The 18075-nt window shown below is 44.7% G+C and carries 20 protein-coding genes; all 20 read left to right on the forward strand.

The annotated features are described in order from the left end of the window. The first annotated feature begins 77 nt into the window (after window positions 1–77). The 20 genes from J1C81_RS00705 to J1C81_RS00800 all read left to right on the forward strand — a co-directional run bounded on the left by J1C81_RS00705 (window position 78) and on the right by J1C81_RS00800 (window position 18075). Entirely contained in the window at window positions 78–344 is a 267-nt protein-coding gene (locus J1C81_RS00705) for an IreB family regulatory phosphoprotein (RefSeq protein ID WP_002894075.1), read from the forward strand. Further along, window positions 344–763: a Holliday junction resolvase RuvX gene (gene ruvX / locus J1C81_RS00710; protein WP_002916708.1), complete on the forward strand. Its 420-nt coding sequence runs from the start codon at window positions 344–346 to the stop codon at window positions 761–763. The genes J1C81_RS00705 and ruvX overlap by 1 nt, the downstream gene beginning before the upstream one ends. A 24-nt stretch (window positions 764–787) precedes the next feature. Next, complete coding sequence (locus J1C81_RS00715) at window positions 788–1099, forward strand: DUF1292 domain-containing protein (protein ID WP_002894073.1); 312 nt, start codon at window positions 788–790, stop codon at window positions 1097–1099. A gap of 181 nt (window positions 1100–1280) precedes the next feature. Beyond that, complete coding sequence (locus J1C81_RS00720) at window positions 1281–2513, forward strand: bifunctional folylpolyglutamate synthase/dihydrofolate synthase (protein ID WP_032909954.1); 1233 nt, start codon at window positions 1281–1283, stop codon at window positions 2511–2513. Between the two features lie 57 nt (window positions 2514–2570). Next, window positions 2571–3050: an SP_0198 family lipoprotein gene (locus J1C81_RS00725; protein ID WP_002916705.1), complete on the forward strand. Its 480-nt coding sequence runs from the start codon at window positions 2571–2573 to the stop codon at window positions 3048–3050. A gap of 194 nt (window positions 3051–3244) precedes the next feature. Continuing rightward, a complete protein-coding gene (gene cls / locus J1C81_RS00730) occupies window positions 3245–4780 on the forward strand; it encodes a cardiolipin synthase (RefSeq protein WP_032909950.1) in 1536 nt (511 codons plus the stop codon). Window positions 4781–4933: 153 nt separating this feature from the next. Further along, window positions 4934–5077 (forward strand): hypothetical protein, encoded by a 144-nt coding sequence (locus J1C81_RS00735; protein ID WP_002916703.1) that lies wholly within the window; start codon window positions 4934–4936, stop codon window positions 5075–5077. A gap of 38 nt (window positions 5078–5115) precedes the next feature. After that, window positions 5116–6663, forward strand: coding sequence for a hypothetical protein (locus J1C81_RS00740; RefSeq protein WP_002916701.1), 1548 nt, complete (start codon window positions 5116–5118; stop codon window positions 6661–6663). Between the two features lie 222 nt (window positions 6664–6885). Continuing rightward, window positions 6886–9081, forward strand: a complete 2196-nt coding sequence (gene nrdD / locus J1C81_RS00745; RefSeq protein ID WP_002916700.1) for an anaerobic ribonucleoside-triphosphate reductase — start codon at window positions 6886–6888, stop codon at window positions 9079–9081. A gap of 1 nt (window position 9082) precedes the next feature. Beyond that, window positions 9083–9223 carry a hypothetical protein gene (locus tag J1C81_RS00750; RefSeq protein WP_002902050.1) on the forward strand — a complete coding sequence of 47 codons (141 nt, stop codon included), beginning with the start codon at window positions 9083–9085 and terminating at the stop codon, window positions 9221–9223. A 52-nt stretch (window positions 9224–9275) separates the two neighbouring features. Beyond that, window positions 9276–9773 (forward strand): GNAT family N-acetyltransferase, encoded by a 498-nt coding sequence (locus tag J1C81_RS00755; protein WP_002916699.1) that lies wholly within the window; start codon window positions 9276–9278, stop codon window positions 9771–9773. Between the two features lie 9 nt (window positions 9774–9782). Beyond that, entirely contained in the window at window positions 9783–10328 is a 546-nt protein-coding gene (locus J1C81_RS00760; protein WP_002916698.1) for a GNAT family N-acetyltransferase, read from the forward strand. Next, window positions 10294–10893 carry an anaerobic ribonucleoside-triphosphate reductase activating protein gene (nrdG, locus tag J1C81_RS00765; RefSeq protein ID WP_002916697.1) on the forward strand — a complete coding sequence of 200 codons (600 nt, stop codon included), beginning with the start codon at window positions 10294–10296 and terminating at the stop codon, window positions 10891–10893. Before J1C81_RS00760 ends, nrdG begins: the two co-directional genes overlap by 35 nt. Before the next feature lie 204 nt (window positions 10894–11097). After that, a complete protein-coding gene (locus J1C81_RS00770; protein WP_002916693.1) occupies window positions 11098–12606 on the forward strand; it encodes an LCP family protein in 1509 nt (502 codons plus the stop codon). Further along, complete coding sequence (gene cps4B, locus J1C81_RS00775; RefSeq protein ID WP_002916691.1) at window positions 12603–13334, forward strand: capsular polysaccharide biosynthesis protein Cps4B; 732 nt, start codon at window positions 12603–12605, stop codon at window positions 13332–13334. Before J1C81_RS00770 ends, cps4B begins: the two co-directional genes overlap by 4 nt. Before the next feature lie 7 nt (window positions 13335–13341). After that, on the forward strand, window positions 13342–14037 hold the full coding sequence (locus tag J1C81_RS00780; protein WP_002894051.1) for a Wzz/FepE/Etk N-terminal domain-containing protein: 696 nt from the start codon (window positions 13342–13344) through the stop codon (window positions 14035–14037). Window positions 14038–14047: 10 nt separating this feature from the next. Continuing rightward, the gene (locus J1C81_RS00785; protein WP_002911466.1) at window positions 14048–14746 is read left to right on the forward strand and encodes a polysaccharide biosynthesis tyrosine autokinase; all 699 of its coding nucleotides are present in this window, start codon (window positions 14048–14050) and stop codon (window positions 14744–14746) included. 38 nt (window positions 14747–14784) lie between these two features. Beyond that, the gene (locus tag J1C81_RS00790; protein ID WP_002916690.1) at window positions 14785–16587 is read left to right on the forward strand and encodes a polysaccharide biosynthesis protein; all 1803 of its coding nucleotides are present in this window, start codon (window positions 14785–14787) and stop codon (window positions 16585–16587) included. Between the two features lie 15 nt (window positions 16588–16602). Then, entirely contained in the window at window positions 16603–17208 is a 606-nt protein-coding gene (locus J1C81_RS00795) for a sugar transferase (RefSeq protein ID WP_002899251.1), read from the forward strand. A gap of 6 nt (window positions 17209–17214) precedes the next feature. Beyond that, window positions 17215–18075, forward strand: a complete 861-nt coding sequence (locus J1C81_RS00800; protein WP_002916689.1) for an NAD-dependent epimerase/dehydratase family protein — start codon at window positions 17215–17217, stop codon at window positions 18073–18075.

Below are 18075 nucleotides of genomic sequence, written 5' to 3' on the forward strand. Positions count from 1 at the left end.
AATTCAGGTGAATTAAATTTGTGAAAAGCCTATAATTATGCTATAATAGGGATATTCTAAAGAAAGAGGGTGTAATTGTGGGATTTACAGATGAAACAGTACGTTTTAATCTCGATGATTCAAATAAAAAGGAAATTAGCGAGACTTTGACCGATGTCTACAAGTCGCTCAATGAAAAAGGATACAATCCAATCAATCAAATCGTGGGATACGTACTCAGTGGTGATCCTGCGTACGTACCTCGCTATAACAATGCCCGCAATCAAATCCGCAAATACGAGCGCGATGAGATTGTTGAGGAGTTGGTTCGTTATTATTTGAAAGGACAAGGCGTCGATCTCTAATGAGAATTATGGGATTAGATGTGGGCTCGAAAACGGTTGGGGTTGCCATTAGTGATCCTCTTGGTTTTACGGCTCAAGGACTGGAGATTATTCCGATTCATGAAGAAAAGGGCGAATTCGGCTTAGAGCGCTTGGGCGAGCTGGTGAAAGAGTACAAGGTTGATAAGTTTGTTATTGGCCTGCCTAAGAATATGAACAATACCAGCGGGCCTCGAGTGGAGGCCAGCCAAGCTTATGGTCAGCGGATTGCTGAGCTGTTTGGTCTGCCGGTTGACTATCAGGATGAGCGCCTGACGACGGTGGCTGCTGAGCGCATGCTGGTGGAGCAGGCGGACGTTAGCCGCAGTAAGCGCAAGAAAGTTATTGATAAGCTGGCGGCGCAGCTGATTTTGCAGAATTATCTGGATCGAAATTTTTAGAAAAGAAATGAAGGAGACACTAGTATGACACATGATCATAACCATGACCACGAGCATGAAGAGCGTGAATTAATTACCTTGGTTGACGAGCAAGGGAACGAGACTTTATTTGAAATTCTTTTGACCATTGATGGTAAGGAAGAGTTTGGCAAGAATTATGTTCTTTTGATTCCGGCTAATGCGGAAGAAGATGAGAACGGTGAGGTAGAGATTCAAGCTTATTCCTTTACTGAAAATGAAGACGGTACAGAAGGCGACCTGCAGCCAATCCCAGAGGACTCAGATGCTGAGTGGGATATGATTGAAGAAGTCTTCAACAGCTTTATGGAGGAGTAAGACTGGCTTAGCCTCGCTTCCAGAAATGGACAAGCGCAGGCGAAAAGCTAGCTAAATTTGACAGATGATGGAAGTAGCCAAGGCTGGGCTATTTTCCATCTCATATCGTAAAGATTAGAAAGAGGAGCGAGTTGCAATTCAGATTTGAGTTCTGCTTCGCTGCTCTTTTTTGGGTAAGAAAATGAGTGAAATTGAAGAATGGCTGAACAGCCGAATTGGTCTAAACTTTCGTTCGGGTCTAGGGCGGATGCGGCAGGCAGTGACTCTTTTGGGGAATCCTGAGCGGAGCTATCCAACGATTCATGTAACCGGTACAAATGGCAAAGGTTCTACTATTGCTTTTATGCGTCGGCTGTTTGCGGGGCATGGTCGCAAGGCAGGAAGTTTCACCTCACCACACATGATTAGTATTTATGATCGGATTTGTATCAACGGTCAACCGATTGCTCCAGCTGATTTTATCCGTCTGGGTCAGCAGGTGCAAAAGATGGAGCAAGAACTGCTCAAAAGCCATGACCAGTTGTCCTATTTTGAAATTCTGACCTTGATAGCCTTTCTCTATTTTAAGGAGCAGGAAGTAGATCTGGCCTTGATTGAGGTAGGGATTGGCGGATTCTTGGACACGACTAATGTCATTACGGGAGATATTGCAGTCATCAGCTCTGTGGGCTTGGATCATCAGGAGACTCTGGGAAAGAGCTTGACGGCGATAGCAGAGCAAAAGGCAGGGATTTTCAAGCCGGGGCGGCCAGCTGTCATCGGACCGCTGCCAGAGGAGGCACGATTGGTTTGTGCGCAGCGAGCTCAGGAGCTGGGAATAGAACTCTATCAGTATGGTCGCGATTTTTCTCTGGCAAATCAGACTTTTTCCAATTCGACCATGACCCTATCCAATCTTGAGCTGGGCCTCAAGGGAGGTTATCAGGAGGAAAATGCGGCGCTGGCTCTGCAAGCTTTCCTGCTCTTTATGCAGCAGCAGGGCTGGGAAGTAGATTCTGCTAAGATTCGGACGGCCTTGCAGGAGACTCGGTGGGCAGGGCGCTTGGAAGAAGTCAGTCCAGGTATTTATCTTGATGGGGCCCATAATCTTCCTGCACTAGAAAGGTTAGTAGAGTTTATCCAAAGCCAGAATGATAAAGAGTGCTTGCTTCTTTTTGGTGCTCTCAAGCGTAAGGACTATAGCGCTATGCTGTCTTATCTGCGAGAGGCTCTGCCAAATGTTCAGATGACAGTTACTTCCTTTTCTGATGGAGATTCCCTTGGTCAAGCTGAAGCGGAAGGCTTCTTATACATAGAGGATTATCAGCAGCTTATTCAGAATTTTCAGGAGAGGCGAAACGATAATCAACTACTTTTCATTACGGGCTCTCTCTATTTTATTGCGGAAGTCAGAGCTTATTTGACAAGTTTATAAATTGACCGCCAGAGTCCCGCTTTGGTACAATAAAGACAGAAGAAAAAGGAGAATACTATGGCAATTTCTAAAAAGTTAATCTTTTCGGGTCTAACTGCTGCGGCTGTTTTGGCCTTGGCAGCTTGCGGTTCTAATCAGAACCAGACGGCGCCTTCCTCTCAGTCTCAGTCAGCCGCTTCCAGTAAGCCAGCAGAGTCTTCGTCAGTAGCTAGCACGTCTAGTGCGGCCAATAACAGTTCATCTGCTTCAGCATCCTCTTCTGAGCAAGCAGTCAATGGCGAGCTGGATGGCAGCTACCAGACAAGTCATGAAGGCGATCAGCTGACCTTGCAGATTTCAGGCACCACTGGCCAGCTGACCAAGGTTGAGGCGGATGGTGAGCAGGAGATTGAACAGGTTCAGATTGATGCTACCAACCAGACCATGATCATCGGAGATGATGTCAAGCGCTATCGCATTGAGGGCAATCAGCTGACAATTGAGGATCTTTCCCAAGAGCCTTATGATGATGACACACTGGTCTTTACGAAACAATGATGAAAGAGCCCTGTCTTGAATAGGGCTTTTCCTTTTATCAGTTGTAATCTTGTAGTGAAATTTTGAGGATAGTAGTATTCAGAAGCTGTACTTGGATTTTCATCGGTCAGAAATACGATTTGCATTGATATAAACGTTGTTTTAAGGCAGTTTTACTGATATACTAGAATATATGCAATGAGATAGGAGAGTGTATGACTTTCAGGAAATTCCGCTTATTAATGTCAAAATACGGTTTCAGTATTATTATTATGCTGCTGGAGCTAGCCTTTGTCTTTGTTGCGTTCTTCTATTTTAATGAGATTGCACCCAACTGGCTGTCGGTGGCGATGATTGTTTTCTTGTATATCGGAACTATTTTAGCGATTGTCAACCGCAATATGCCGCCTGAGAGCAAGGTGACCTGGCTTTTGATTGCTGTGGTGCCCGTATTTGGCTTCCTGCTCTATCTGATGTTTGGTGAGCGACGGCTGTCTAAAAAGGAAATGATTCAGCTGGAAAATATGGATTCCATGAAATTTCGAGAGGACAATAGCTATGAACTCCGTGTTCAGCTGAAAAAGGAAAACAAGTCAGCCTACGGTATTATCAAATCACTGCTGAGTATGGACAATAATGCGGATGTCTATGACGGTACAGCTTCTCGCTATTTTCCGATCGGAGAGGAGATGTTTGAGGCCATGCTGGCAGATCTGCGGGCTGCTGAGAAATTCATTTTTCTGGAATTTTATATCATCGATGAAGGGCTGATGTGGGACAGCGTTCTGGAAATCTTGGTCGAAAAAGCTTCGCAGGGCGTTGAAGTCAAACTGCTCTACGATGATATCGGCTGCATGGCTACTTTGCCGGGCGATTATACCCGTAAGCTCCGCAAGATGGGCATCGAGGCTTATAAGTTTAACAAGGTGATTCCGCGAATGACGGTATCCTATAACAACCGTGACCACCGCAAGATTTTGGTCATTGACGGTCAGGTTGGCTATACTGGCGGCATCAATCTGGCTGACGAGTACATCAATCATATCGTTCGTTTTGGACACTGGAAAGATGGTGGAGTCCGCTTGGAAGGTCGGGCAGTTAAGGCTTTGACGCGGCTCTTTCTCATGAACTGGTACATCAATCGCGGGGAAATCACAGACTTTGATAAGTACCATCTGGAAAATAAAGCTGTTGAAGGCAAAGGGCTTTACATTCCCTATGGCAGCGGGCCTAAGCCCATTTATAAGGGCCAGGTTGGCAAAACAGTCTATCAAAATATTATCAGTCAGGCTACGGACTATGTCTACATTACTACGCCTTATCTGATTATTGACTATGACCTGACGGAGGATATTAAGAATGCTGCTATGCGGGGAGTGGATGTCCGCATCGTGACTCCTTTCATTCCGGACAAGAAGCTGATTCAGATTGTTACCCGCGGAGCCTACCCGGATCTGATGGAAGCGGGGGTTAAGATCTTTGAGTACACGCCAGGTTTTATCCACAGTAAGAATGTGGTGGCTGATGATGAATTTGCTGTGGTAGGGACGATTAACTTTGACTACCGCAGTCTGGTGCACCATTATGAAAATGCAGTCCTGATGTACCATACGGAGAGTATCCCAGCTATCAAGGAAGATTTTGAAGCAATTTTTGAGGCTTCTGAGGAGATTCTTCCTGAAAATCTCGATAGCAGCTGGTATCGTCGCTTTATCAAAGAAATCATGCAGCTCTTTGCACCCATGCTCTAGTGCCAGAGGTGGGCAAATTCTGCAGCAATATACAGAAAATCTGAGGGGGAAGTCTCAGATTTTTTGCTTGTGCTTTTTCTAATCGTGTTGAGAGATGTTCTTGACATTTTTGCTTTATTTTTACGAATGTAAAAAATAAAGGAATTTTTTAAGATGACAATGGAGAAAATTTCCAGTCAGCCGTTTGCTTATGAAACGAGAGAATATCGCTGTTTTCGGGAATTGGAGGAGCTGGCTAGAAGCTATAATGCTCAGAAGAAGGGTCAAGAGAAAGCTGACAGGAGGACAGGAATTTGATATACTAGATGGGACTGATATCAAGGAGAATATTTTATATGCATGATACAACGGAAGAAAAAGTTTTAGAGGTTTCAGAGGAGCAGCTAACTAGGGCTGAAAGGTCTGAGCAAAAAATTACCAAGCCAGAGCCAACGCCCTATTTTTTGACGCTCTGGTGCAGTTTGGCTATCGGCTTGCTGAGTGTGGTCAATCCTTTTTTGACCAATCTAGCAACGAATTTACAAAGTCAGAATCTCTATGCCGGTTGGGCCATGACTCAGGGGCAGGTGCCTTATTCGCAAATATATGGAACTAGTGGCCTGCTTTACTATCTGATGGCTTGGACCAGCAGTCTGGCTTTTGGCCAGCTTTTGTGGATGGTCTTTCAGACGCTGGCTCTGTGGCTGGCTGGACTTTTCCTGCACAAGACCTTGGTGCTCTTACAGCCTAAACAGGATTTATCGCGCAGCCTCCTGCTGCTCTTTTACCTGCTAGTCTTTGCCCTTGGATTTGGCGGTCTTTACTCTAATATTTTTGTTCTGCCCTTTATTTTTTGGGATCTATCTTTCTTGGTGCGCTATCTGCAGGATTCAATCAAGGACGAAAAGTTCATTGTCTATGGAGCATTTGGAGCTCTTGCTTTTATGATTGATCCGGTTTCCAGCCTAGTCTTCTATTCTTTGACTGCTCTGGTGCTTTTGGTCTACAATATCGCGACCAAGCGAGCAGCTCAAGGTTTTTATCAGCTCTTGGCAGGCCTCTTTGGCTTCTCAGTGATTTTTTATCCTATCGGCTACTTTACTGTTGCCAATCAAACCTTTGGCCAGGCTATCAGTCAGGTGACCTATGCTTGGGATTCCATCAGCTTGATTGGCAGTCATAGTATTTCTAATTTGGTTTATTATGGCTTGCTGACGGTTGGTCTAGGTTTCATTTCTGCTTTGGGTGTCAATCTCTTTTCAAGAGAAAAGGGGCAAGCAACCAGCCTGCGCGTCTTGCGCTTTATCGGTCTGCTAGGGCTCTTCATTACTGTCTTTGCGGCTTTTATCCTGCCAGATCAGGGCAGTTATCAACTGCTTCCTGCCCTACCTTTTGCCATGATTCTTTTTGCTTTGTGGTTCAATAAAGGCAAGCAGCAGGCACCAGGGCGTCATCGCCGGGATCGCCGTCGTCCTACGATGTGGACTTCCTATCTCTCAGGCCAGTTCTTTCTGCCGCTCGTAGCCATTTTCTATCTGATTGGCTATCCTTTGGTGAATGAGTATATCCTTTCCAGCGGTGTATCTGCTGAAAGAAGTGAAGCGGCTCAGTATATTAAGGAAAAGACCAAGGATGGGGATACCATCTATGCATGGGATAACTCGGCTAGTCTGTATCAAAAGAGCGGCCGTCTATCTGCTGTTTCTCTCTTGTCTCCAACTTTGTATGTGGGAACGGCTGAAAATCGTTTGGGTCTTCAGAATGGACTGGAAAACAGTCAGCCCAAGTATATTTTGGTTAACAATGATGTCAAACTGCTGTCGGATGTGAAACAGCTAATTTCCAAAAATTATAAGGAATCTGACCTCAAACTCGACCATTTCAAGCTTTATCAACTTAAGTAGTAAAAAATCAATATGTTGTGTATAAAAAGAAAAAATAACTTTTTTGCCACAACATATTGATTTTTAATTTTAACGTGCTATAATGAGTCTTGTATCGACTTATTTATAAAATACTGTTCTTTGGATGAACTGCTGTCGGAGATTTCTTGGAAATTTCTTAGCAAGCGATAGGTTTAAAGAGACTTGATTTGTCCTAAGGGCAGAGAAAAGGATGTGTTCGTGATGATTTTAAGGGAAGAGAAGTTTGAAACTGCTCCGGCGATTTATGTGGAGAAGCGGGATGGCCGCAGAGTGGCTTTTGATGTGTCAAAGATTTATAAGGCTATGGTGCGGGCAGCTCAGGAAGTCGGTCCGTTGAATCCGATGCTGGAAGCCAAGCTGGAAGCTATCACAGACCGCATTGTGGCAGAAATCAGCAGTCGCTTCGCTAAGTATGTCAAAATCTATGAGATTCAGAACATCGTTGAGCATGAGCTTTTGAATGCCAAGGAATATGCCATTGCAGAGAACTACATCACTTACCGCACCCAACGGGATTTTGAGCGTTCAAAAGCGACTGATATCAACTTTACCATTGACAAGCTCCTCAACAAAGATCGCACGGTGGTCAATGAGAATGCCAATAAGGACAGCGATGTTTTCAATACCCAGCGGGATTTGACAGCTGGGATTGTTGGCAAATCCATCGGCCTTAAGATGCTGCCGCCTCATGTGGCCAATGCCCACCAAAAGGGTGATATTCACTACCATGATTTGGACTACAGCCCTTATACACCGATGACGAACTGCTGTCTGATTGACTTTGACGGCATGCTGAAAAATGGCTTCAAGATTGGCAATGCAGAAGTAGAGAGTCCCAAGTCTATTCAGACTGCGACAGCGCAGATCTCGCAAATCATTGCCAATGTAGCTTCCAGCCAGTATGGCGGTTGTTCGGCCGACCGGATTGATGAAGTCTTGGCGCCCTATGCTGAGCTTAATTATCAAAAGCATCTCAAGGATGCAGAGCAGTGGGTTTTGCCGGATAAGCGGGAAGAGTACGCCTGGGCGAAGACCAAGAAGGATATCTACGATGCCATGCAGTCGCTGGAGTATGAGATTAATACTCTCTTTACTTCTAACGGTCAGACTCCTTTTACTTCGCTGGGCTTTGGTCTGGGGACCAATCGTTTTGAGCGGGAAATTCAGAAGGCTATTCTCAATATCCGTATCAAGGGACTGGGAAGCGAGCACCGCACAGCAATTTTCCCTAAGCTGATTTTCACCCTTAAGCGTGGGCTCAATCTCGAGCCGGGAACGCCGAACTATGACATCAAAGAACTGGCTCTGGAGTGTGCCACTAAACGCATGTATCCAGATGTCCTCTCCTATGACAAGATTATCGACTTGACTGGATCGTTCAAGGTGCCGATGGGCTGCCGTTCTTTCTTACAAGGTTGGAAGGATGAAAATGGTCAGGAAGTCAATTCCGGCCGTATGAATCTTGGTGTCGTTACTGTCAATCTACCGCGGATTGCGCTTGAATCCGAGGGGGATTTGGATAAATTCTGGGAACTCTTTAACGAGCGGATGAATATCGCTGAAGATGCTTTGGTCTACCGAGTGGAGCGGACCAAAGAAGCTAGTCCAGCCAATGCACCGATTCTTTATCAGTATGGGGCTTTTGGCCAACGTCTGGGCAAGTATGATCAGGTTGACCAGCTCTTTACTCACCGTCGTGCAACGGTGTCTCTAGGCTATATCGGTCTGTATGAAGTGGCAGCAGTCTTTTACGGTGGTAATTGGGAGACCAATCCAGAAGCCAAGGACTTTACGATTGCTATTGTCAAAGATATGAAGCGCCGGGTGGAAGAGTGGTCCGAGCAGTATGACTATCATTTTTCTGTCTACTCGACGCCATCTGAAAGCCTGACCGACCGTTTCTGTCGCTTGGATACAGAGAAGTTTGGGGTCGTTCCGGATATTACTGACAAGGAATACTATACTAACTCTTTCCACTACGATGTGCGCAAGAATCCAACGCCTTTTGAGAAACTGGACTTTGAGAAGATTTATCCTGAAGTGGGAGCTTCTGGTGGCTTTATCCATTATTGTGAGTACCCTGTGCTGCAGCAAAATCCAAAAGCACTGGAGGCTGTCTGGGACTATGCCTATGACCGAGTCGGCTATCTGGGAACCAATACACCGATTGACCGTTGTTATAAGTGTAACTTTGAGGGAGATTTCACGCCGACCGAGCGGGGCTTCACCTGTCCAAACTGCGGCAACAGCGATCCCAAGACGGTCGATGTGGTCAAACGGACCTGCGGTTACTTAGGAAATCCGCAAGCCCGTCCAATGGTCAACGGCCGTCACAAGGAAATATCAGCCCGGGTCAAGCACATGAATGGCTCGACTATTAAGTACGAAGGAAATTAAGATGGGAAAGTATCAATTGGACGACAAAGGAAAGGCTCAGGTACAGCGTTTCCACGAAAAGCATTCGCAGGGCGGCAGCAGCAAAAAAGAGCGATTGGCCAAACTGCGTCAGCAATTTTTAGAAAAGAACAAGAAACAATAGAAGTCAGAGTGGGGCGCAAGGCGGTCTCACTCTCTTCGTATCAGGAGGCACTATGGAGCTTAGACGACCGAAACTAGAAGACAAGGAAAAGATTTTAGAGATGCTGGCTGACTTTGAAGTAGCTGGTAGCCGACAGGATGGCTTCTTTGGTGGAGTGGATTTTGTCTACGAGGATTGGCTGGAGACGATTCAGCTAGCTGAGGCAGGTCTAGGCTTGCCGCAAGGTTTTGTGCCTTACGTTCAACTGGTTTCTTTTGCTGAGGATGGTCAGGCTGTGGGCTTTCTCAATCTGCGCTTGCGGCTCAATGACCATTTGCTCCAAGAAGGCGGGCATATCGGCTATAGTATCCGTCCGTCTGCGCGTGGGAAAGGATTGGCCAAAGAGCAGCTGCGACAAGGCTTGCAAGTAGCCAAAAGTAAAAATATAAAACGAGTCCTAGTGACTTGCGATAGTGACAATGCTGCCAGCCGTGCAGTGATTCTGGCTAATGGCGGAGCTTTAGAGGATATTCGAGCTGGTAAGGAGCGTTACTGGATTGATATAGATTGAGGAGAGTTTATGGAATTACGACGACCAACTTTGGAAGATAAAGACGCGATTTTGGAGATGATTGCTGAGTTCGATGCGGCAAAATCTTATATGCATGGTGGCATGGGCTCCACTTGGAAGCGAGCAAAGGATTATGAGGATTGGTTGAAAATTATAGAACAGAAGGAAGATGTGGCAAACTTGCCAGCAGGTTGGGTTCCTGCCATCCAATTTTTATCCTTTGATGAGACCGGTCTTCCTTTGGGTTTTTTAGCTTTACGCCTGTCCTTAAATGACAAGTTATTTGTAGAGGGTGGTCATATTGGCTATTCTATCCGGCCCAGTCAACGCAGAAAGGGCTTGGCTAAGTTGCAACTAGAGCTAGGACTAGCAGAGGCTCGAAAGCAAGGACTGGAACGAGTGCTGATTACCTGCGATGAAGACAACGAAGCCAGCCGACGCACCATTCTCTCTGCTGGCGGTGTTTACGAAAATACAATCGACAGAAGTCAGCGCTACTGGATTGATTTGGAGGATGAAGATGAACAATCCCAAACCTCAAGAATGGAAAAGTGAGGAGCTGAGCAAGGGGCGAATCATTGACTATAAGGCCTTTAACTTTGTGGATGGCGAAGGTGTCCGTAACTCCCTCTATGTCAGTGGCTGTATGTTCCACTGTGAGGGCTGCTATAATGCAGCAACCTGGTCCTTCAACGCTGGTATTCCCTATACCCAAGAGCTGGAGGAGCAGATTATGAAAGACTTGGCGGAACCTTATGTGCAGGGACTGACCCTCCTAGGCGGCGAGCCTTTTCTCAATACAGGTATTCTCCTGCCCTTGGTCAAGCGGATTCGGAGAGAGCTTCCGGACAAGGATATCTGGTCCTGGACTGGCTACACCTGGGAGGAGATGATGCTGGAAACGGAGGATAAGCTGGAGCTGCTGAGTTTGATTGACATTCTAGTGGACGGCCGTTTTGACCTTAGCAAGAAGAATCTCATGCTGCAGTTCCGCGGTTCCTCCAATCAGCGAATCATTGATGTGCAGAAGTCCCTTCAGTCAGGTCAGGTAGTCATCTGGGACAAGCTAAATGATGGCCTCCAAGCCTATGAGCAAGTTGACAGGGATAAGATGCTTTAAAAACTAAGTAAAATACTGATATAAAAGAGGTTTTACCTCTTTTTTTCTGTTGTCAAAAATAGTATAAAATATTGGTTTTTCGAGAAGAAAAAAGAATTTACCGAAAATTAATACAGACTGTCCTTTTTTGTCAACAAATTTTGGAAAAAACTAAAATATTTTTAAATATTTTAGTGTATCATAATGCATTTATGATATAATAAAATGTATTTATATCTCAGGGGAGAAAAAGGGAGAATTATGAATCAACATAGGAGAAATGTGCCTGCTTCTAAAAAGGGGAAGAAGCTTAGGCTCTTTAATGCAGCTTTACTGACATTGGTAAGCTTGGTTTCAGGTTTGCTTGTTTTTTCTATATTTAAAAATAATGTTCTGGCGTTTCATCACCTGAACCTTATTTTGTCTGCTCTTTTGGCGGCTGTTATTTTACTGGCAGCCTTCTTTGTATGGAAAAATAAGTTCAAGGTCCTGACAACCTTTCTTTTGCTTGTGACCTTGCTGGTATCCTCAGGAGCTATGTACGGGGTCAAGGAGCTGATGGACTTATCTAGAGGTGTGAACTCGACTTCAAATTACTCTGAAATTGAAATGGCCGTTTATGTCCGGGCAGACAGCGATAAATCAGATGTAACTCAGCTGAAGAAGCTGACAGCTCCGACTGAAAATGGGGATAAGGACAATGTGACAGCTCTCCTGGACCACATCAAGAAGACTAAAAAGACAGAACTCACAGTGGAAAACAGCTCGTCTTATATCGCAGCCTACAAGGCCCTCATCAATCAAGAGACTGAGGCCATTGCCCTCAATAGCTCGTTTGGAGACATGCTGGCTTCTCATGATGCTGACTATGCTTCAAAGATAAAGAAAATCTATACTTATAAAATCACCCGTCAAGTAGAGACAGGCAAGCGCAGGGATGATGCCAATGCAGATGTCTTCAATATCTATGTCAGCGGTATTGACACCTATGGCTCGATTTCATCTGTCTCACGCTCAGATGTCAATATCATCATGACGGTTAATCGCAAGACCAAGAAAGTCCTCTTGACGACAACTCCTCGTGATTCTTATGTGGCGATTGCAGATGGAGGAGGCGGGCAGATGGACAAGCTGACCCATGCTGGGATTTATGGCGTGGATGCTTCTGTCCACACGCTGGAAAATCTTTACGGCATTCGCATTGATTACTATGTTCGTCTGAATTTCTCTTCTTTCCTCAAGCTAGTAGACCTGTTGGGAGGGATTGATGTTGAAAATGACCAAGAATTTACCAGCCGACATGGTAATCATCATTTCCCAGTAGGGAAAGTTCATATGAACTCAGATCAGGCATTAGGCTTTGTTCGCGAGCGCTACTCTCTTCAGGGAGGCGACAATGACCGCGGGAAAAATCAAGAAAAGGTTATCGAAGCAGTCATTAAAAAGCTGACTTCAACCAGTGCTTTGAAGAACTACAACGAGATTATTTCCGGCTTGCAGGACTCTATCCAGACCAATATGGAGCTGCCTGTTCTTATGAATCTGGTCAATACCCAGCTGGAGTCAGGTGGAAGCTATCAGGTTCAGTCACAAGCTATCAGCGGAAACGGTCGTATGGATCTACCATCCTACGCTATGCCAGATTCCAATCTCTACATGATGGAAATCCAGCCAGAAAGCCTTGATAATGCTAAGGCAGCGATTCAGCTGGTAATGGAAGGGAAAACACCATGATTGATATCCATTCTCATATTATCTTTGATGTGGACGATGGCCCTAAGAATTTTGAGGATTCCAAAAAACTGCTGGAAGAAAGCTATCGACAGGGAGTTCGGACTATTATCTCTACTTCTCATCGCAGAAAGGGCATGTTTGAAACGCCTGAACATACCATTAGCTCTAACTTTAAAATGGTAAAAGAACTAGCAGAGCTTGTAGCGCCTGACTTGACGGTTCTCTATGGGGCAGAGATTTACTACACCAGCGATGTGGCGGATAAGTTGGAAAAAGGGATTTTCCCCAGTCTAGCTGGCACACGCTATGTGCTGATTGAGTTTAGCATGGCAACGCCTTATAAAGACATCCATAAAGGTTTGGCTCAGATTCTGCGCTTAGGTCTAACACCGGTCCTTGCTCATATTGAGCGCTATCACTGCCTGGAAAATGATGAAAAGAAGGTGCAGGAACTCATTAATATGGGCTGCTATACTCAGATTAACAGCTCCAGTGTTCTGAAGCCCAAGCTGCTTGGAGACTCGCATAAATTTATGAAAAAACGGACTCAGTTCTTTTTGGAGAAGGACTTGGTCCACTTTGTTGCCAGCGACATGCACAATCTAAGCCAGAGACCGCCCTTTATGAAGGAGGCCTTTGACATCGTCGCTAAGAAATACGGTTCCCGCCGGGCAGAGGCCCTCTTTGGCGGTAACCAAGCATTATTATTGAAAAATGAATTGATTTAGGGGAAAAATGGAAAAACAAGAAAAGCAAATCGTAGAAATCGATATTCTGTCCTTGCTGAGAGCCTTATGGCTGAAAAAGTTCACCATCGTATTGGGAGCTGTGCTCTTTTCTTTGCTGGCTTTTGGCTATAGCGTCTTTATTGCTAAGAAAATGTATCAGAGCACCACACGCATCTATGTGGTTAGCCGTCAGAACGAAACGCAGGCAGCTTTGACTAATCAGGACCTGCAGGCGGGTTCATACCTCGTTAAAGACTTTAAGGAAATCATTCTGTCACAGGCGGTTCTATCACAGGCAATTAGTGAGCTGAAACTGCAAACGTCGCCAAGAGAGCTGACGCGTCACATCACCGTTTCCGTTCCGGCGGATACTCGTATCGTTTCGATTACAGTTAAGGATGACAATCCAGAGGAAGCGGCTCGCATTGCCAATGCCTTTCGTAATATCGCCGCTGAGAAAATCATCGAGGTGACAAAAGTTTCTGATGTGACAACTTTGGAAGAAGCAACAGTCCCAGCAGAGCCTTCTTCACCAAATATTCGGCGTAATGTTATCTTAGGATTTTTAGGGGGCAGCGTCCTGATGTCAATCTTTATCATCGCTGTCGAAATCCTGGATGATCGGGTGAAGAAGCCAGAGGACATTGAAGAAGTCATGGGCTTGACGCTGTTGGGCGTTATCCCAGATATGAACAGAATGTAAGGGAGAGAAAATGGCAACCTTAGAATTAGTTAGGAAAAAAAGGAACCTTGTCAAACTAACCGAGGAATACTACAATGCTCTAAGTACTAATGTACAGCTGAGTGGTGCCAATATCAAAATGGTCGAAATAAGCTCGGTGACGGCAAATGAAGGAAAGTCTACAACCTCAGTGAACCTCGCAGCCGCCTTTGCCAGAGCTGGTCACAAGACCTTGATGATCGATGCGGATATCCGTAACTCAGTCATGTCCGGTGTGTTTAGCAGTCAGAGAAAAGTATCAGGACTGACGGACTATCTGTCAGGACAGGCTGCCCTGCATGAAGTTATCAACGATACAGATCTGGACAACCTTGATGTGATCTTATCTGGTCCAGTATCACCTAATCCGACGGGGCTTTTGCAAAGCAAGCAGTTTGATGCGCTTTTGACTGACTTACGTGTCCGTTATGACTATATCATTGTGGATACTTCACCGATTGGTCTGGTCATTGATGCGGCTATCATCGCTCAGAAATGCGATGCAAGCTTCTTGGTGACACAAGCAGGTCATATCAAACGAAAAGCAGTGATGAAAGCTAAAGAGCAGCTGGAACAAACGGGAACTCCTTTTTTGGGTGTTGTCCTCAATAAATATAACATTGATTTGGAACGCTATGGCGCCTACGGAACTTATGGGGGATACGGCAGCTATGGCAATTATGGGAAATAGGGATTAAAGAGTTTTAGGATAATTGGGAGATTAGGAACATGACAAGAGCGAGAAAAAGAGTCATCTTAATTATTGTTGATATTATTTTGCTCAGTATAAGTCAGGGGATTTCAAAATTCTTCTTAGCAAAATATGTCGGGATAACGGATTTATCTTTTGTCTCTATTTTAATGGGGATTATTGTATTGTATTTGACATTTGCAACACTGTCGAATGTCTTTTCTACCATTACAAGGTATACAGATTACAAAACAATGTTTCGAGTGGGGGGCTCAATTTTGGGAGCTTACTCAATTGTATACATTGCAGAGAAAATTTTTTACGAATCTACAAACAGTAGATATATTGTCCTTTCTATGCTGCTATCTTTTTTGTTGGTTATTGCTTCAAGGCTGACCTGGCGGGAGATTCATGAATTCGTGCAGCACCCTTCAGCCTTACTGGGTAAGAAAGTAGATGGGACGAAGACCCTTGTTGTTGGTTCAGGGGATGGTGCTAGTCTCTTTATCAAGACAGCCCAGCAAAAATCAAAAGATTTGAAGATAGTCGCGATTGTAGATGACGATAAGAATAAGCAAAATACCTATCTTCATGGAGTAAAAGTTGTAGGAACAACTGAGCAGATACCTGAAATTGTAGGGAATTATGAAGTTGAACAAATTGTCATTGCCATTCCTTCGTTGGCTCCGGATGATTACGAACGAATCGTAGAGTACTGCCAACAGACGGAGGTCAAGGTCAATGCCATGCCTAAGTATGAACAGGTAATTACGGGGAAACTATCTGTCAGCAAACTTCAGGAAATTGATATTGCAGATCTGTTGGGACGTAAAGAAGTTAAGCTGGATCAGCAAAGTTTGAAGTCCAATCTTAAATGCAAGACAGTGCTTGTTACGGGGGCCGGTGGCTCTATCGGCTCGGAACTTTGCCGTCAGATTGCTCAATTCTGCCCAGCAAGGCTCCTGCTTCTAGGTCATGGAGAAAATTCAATTTATTTGATTCACAAGGAGCTGTCAAGCCGTTATAAAGATGATATTGAGTTGATTCCAATCATTGCAGATATTCAAGATAGAGAGAGAATTTTCCATATTATGGAAACCTATCGTCCTGATCGAGTGTATCATGCAGCTGCTCACAAGCATGTTCCCTTGATGGAGTACAATCCGACAGAAGCGGTCAAAAACAATATCTATGGCACGCGAAATGTAGCAGAAGCAGCAAAGGCAGCTGGTGTCGCGAAATTTGTCATGATTTCTACAGATAAGGCGGTCAACCCGCCTAATGTTATGGGGGCAACTAAGCGTGTGGCAGAAATGGTCGTGACCAGTTTAAATGAAGAAGGAAAGACTCTTTTCTCAGCTGTTCGCTTTGGGAATGTTTTGGGCAGCCGAGGTAGTGTTGTTCCTTTGTTCAAGGAGCAGATTGCTAAGGGAGGTCCTATCACCGTGACGGACTTTCGAATGACGCGCTATTTCATGACGATACCAGAAGCCAGCCGCTTGGTGATTCAGGCTGGAGCCTTGATGCAAGGGGGAGAGGTTTTTGTCTTGGATATGGGCGAGCCTGTGAAAATTTTGGACTTGGCTAAAAAGATGATCACGCTCAGTGGCCATACTGAAGAGGAGATTCAGATTCAGGAAGCAGGCATTCGACCGGGTGAAAAGCTTTATGAAGAGCTCTTGTCTGCCAAGGAAAAGGTTAATGATCAAGTCTATGAAAAGATTTTTGTAGGGAATGTTCAGTCGCTGCCTAAGATAGAGGTGGATTCCTATGTGGACTCTCTTCTGACTCTTGGTGCAAATGACCTCAAGGATAGCCTGGTAAAGTTTGCACAGCAATAAGTTTTTAGGATAATCATGTATAAATTTTTTAAACGAACATTAGATATAGTCTTGTCATTCATAGGAATGATTGTCTTATCACCGTTTTTTCTGCTTCTAGTACTCGCTATTAAATTGGATTCAAAAGGACCAGTTTTGTTCAAACAGAAGCGGGTCGGTCTGCATAAGAAACACTTCTATATTTTGAAATTCAGAACGATGCGAATTGACACACCTAAGGATACCCCAACTCATTTACTGGAAAATCCTGAGCAATGGATTACAAAGGTGGGGAAATTTCTTAGGAAGACATCTCTGGATGAGTTGCCTCAGATTTGGAATATTTTTGTGGGTGACATGAGTATCATAGGTCCAAGACCGGCTCTTTGGAATCAGTATGATTTGATTGAAGAGCGAGACCGCTATGGAGCAAATGATGTTTTGCCAGGTCTGACGGGATGGGCTCAGATTCACGGGCGAGATGAGTTGCCGATTGCCAAGAAAGCTGAATTGGATGGCTACTATGTCCAGCATTTGTCTTTTGGATTGGATGTCCGCTGTTTCTTTGGCACCATTAAGAGTGTGGCCAAGAGCGAAGGCGTTGTCGAAGGCGGCACGGGAAATATGGAAAAGAAAGATTAAAGGCTGATGAAAAGAATATTAATTACGGGAGAGGGTAGCTATATCGGCCGGAGCTTTAAGAGGTATGTTTCCTCACGGGAGGATGTCCAGGTTGATGAGCTGGATGTCCGCGGAGAAACCTGGAAGGAGAAAGATTTTTCGTCTTTTGATGTAATTTTGCATTTGGCAGCGATTGTCCATATCTCTAACCCATCAAAAGAGATGGAATCAGTATATAATCAAGTCAATACTCAGCTACCGTATGAATTGGCTCAAAAGGCTAAACGCGAAGGTGTCAAACAGTTTATCTTTATGAGCAGCATGAGCGTCTATGGCGAAGTTTTGGGAGATCGGGTTATCACAAAGGATACACAAGAGCGTCCTGATTCTTTTTATGGCAAAAGCAAACTAGCTGCTGAGCAACTTCTGGCGGAATTGGAGAGCGAAGATTTCAAATTGGCAGTTTTACGGCCGCCCATGGTTTATGGTCATCAAGCTAAGGGAAATTATAAGCGATTGTCAGAGTTGGCTCAGAAGCTACCAGTTTTTCCTTTGGTCCAGAATGAACGTAGTATGATTTATATTGACAATCTTTGTGAGTTTATCAGGCTGATTGTTCAGAATCAAGACAGTGGTGTTTTCTATCCTCAAAATCAGGACTATGTCAATACCTCTCAGCTAGTCAAAGAAATAAAACGGACTCATGGCCAGAGAGTGGTCTTGCTGCCTGCATTTAACTGGATTTTAAAAAAATTGTCCCGCTATGTTTCGACTCTAAATAAGCTGTTTTCAGATTTAACTTATGAAAAAGAGATGTCTAGCTATCCTCAGTCTTATCAGGTGGCAGATTTTAGGAGGTCTATTGAGAAGACGGAGAAGGGAAACTAG

Origin of the sequence: Streptococcus sanguinis (assembly GCF_050225395.1) — a bacterium.
Taxonomy (GTDB): Bacteria; Bacillota; Bacilli; order Lactobacillales; family Streptococcaceae; genus Streptococcus.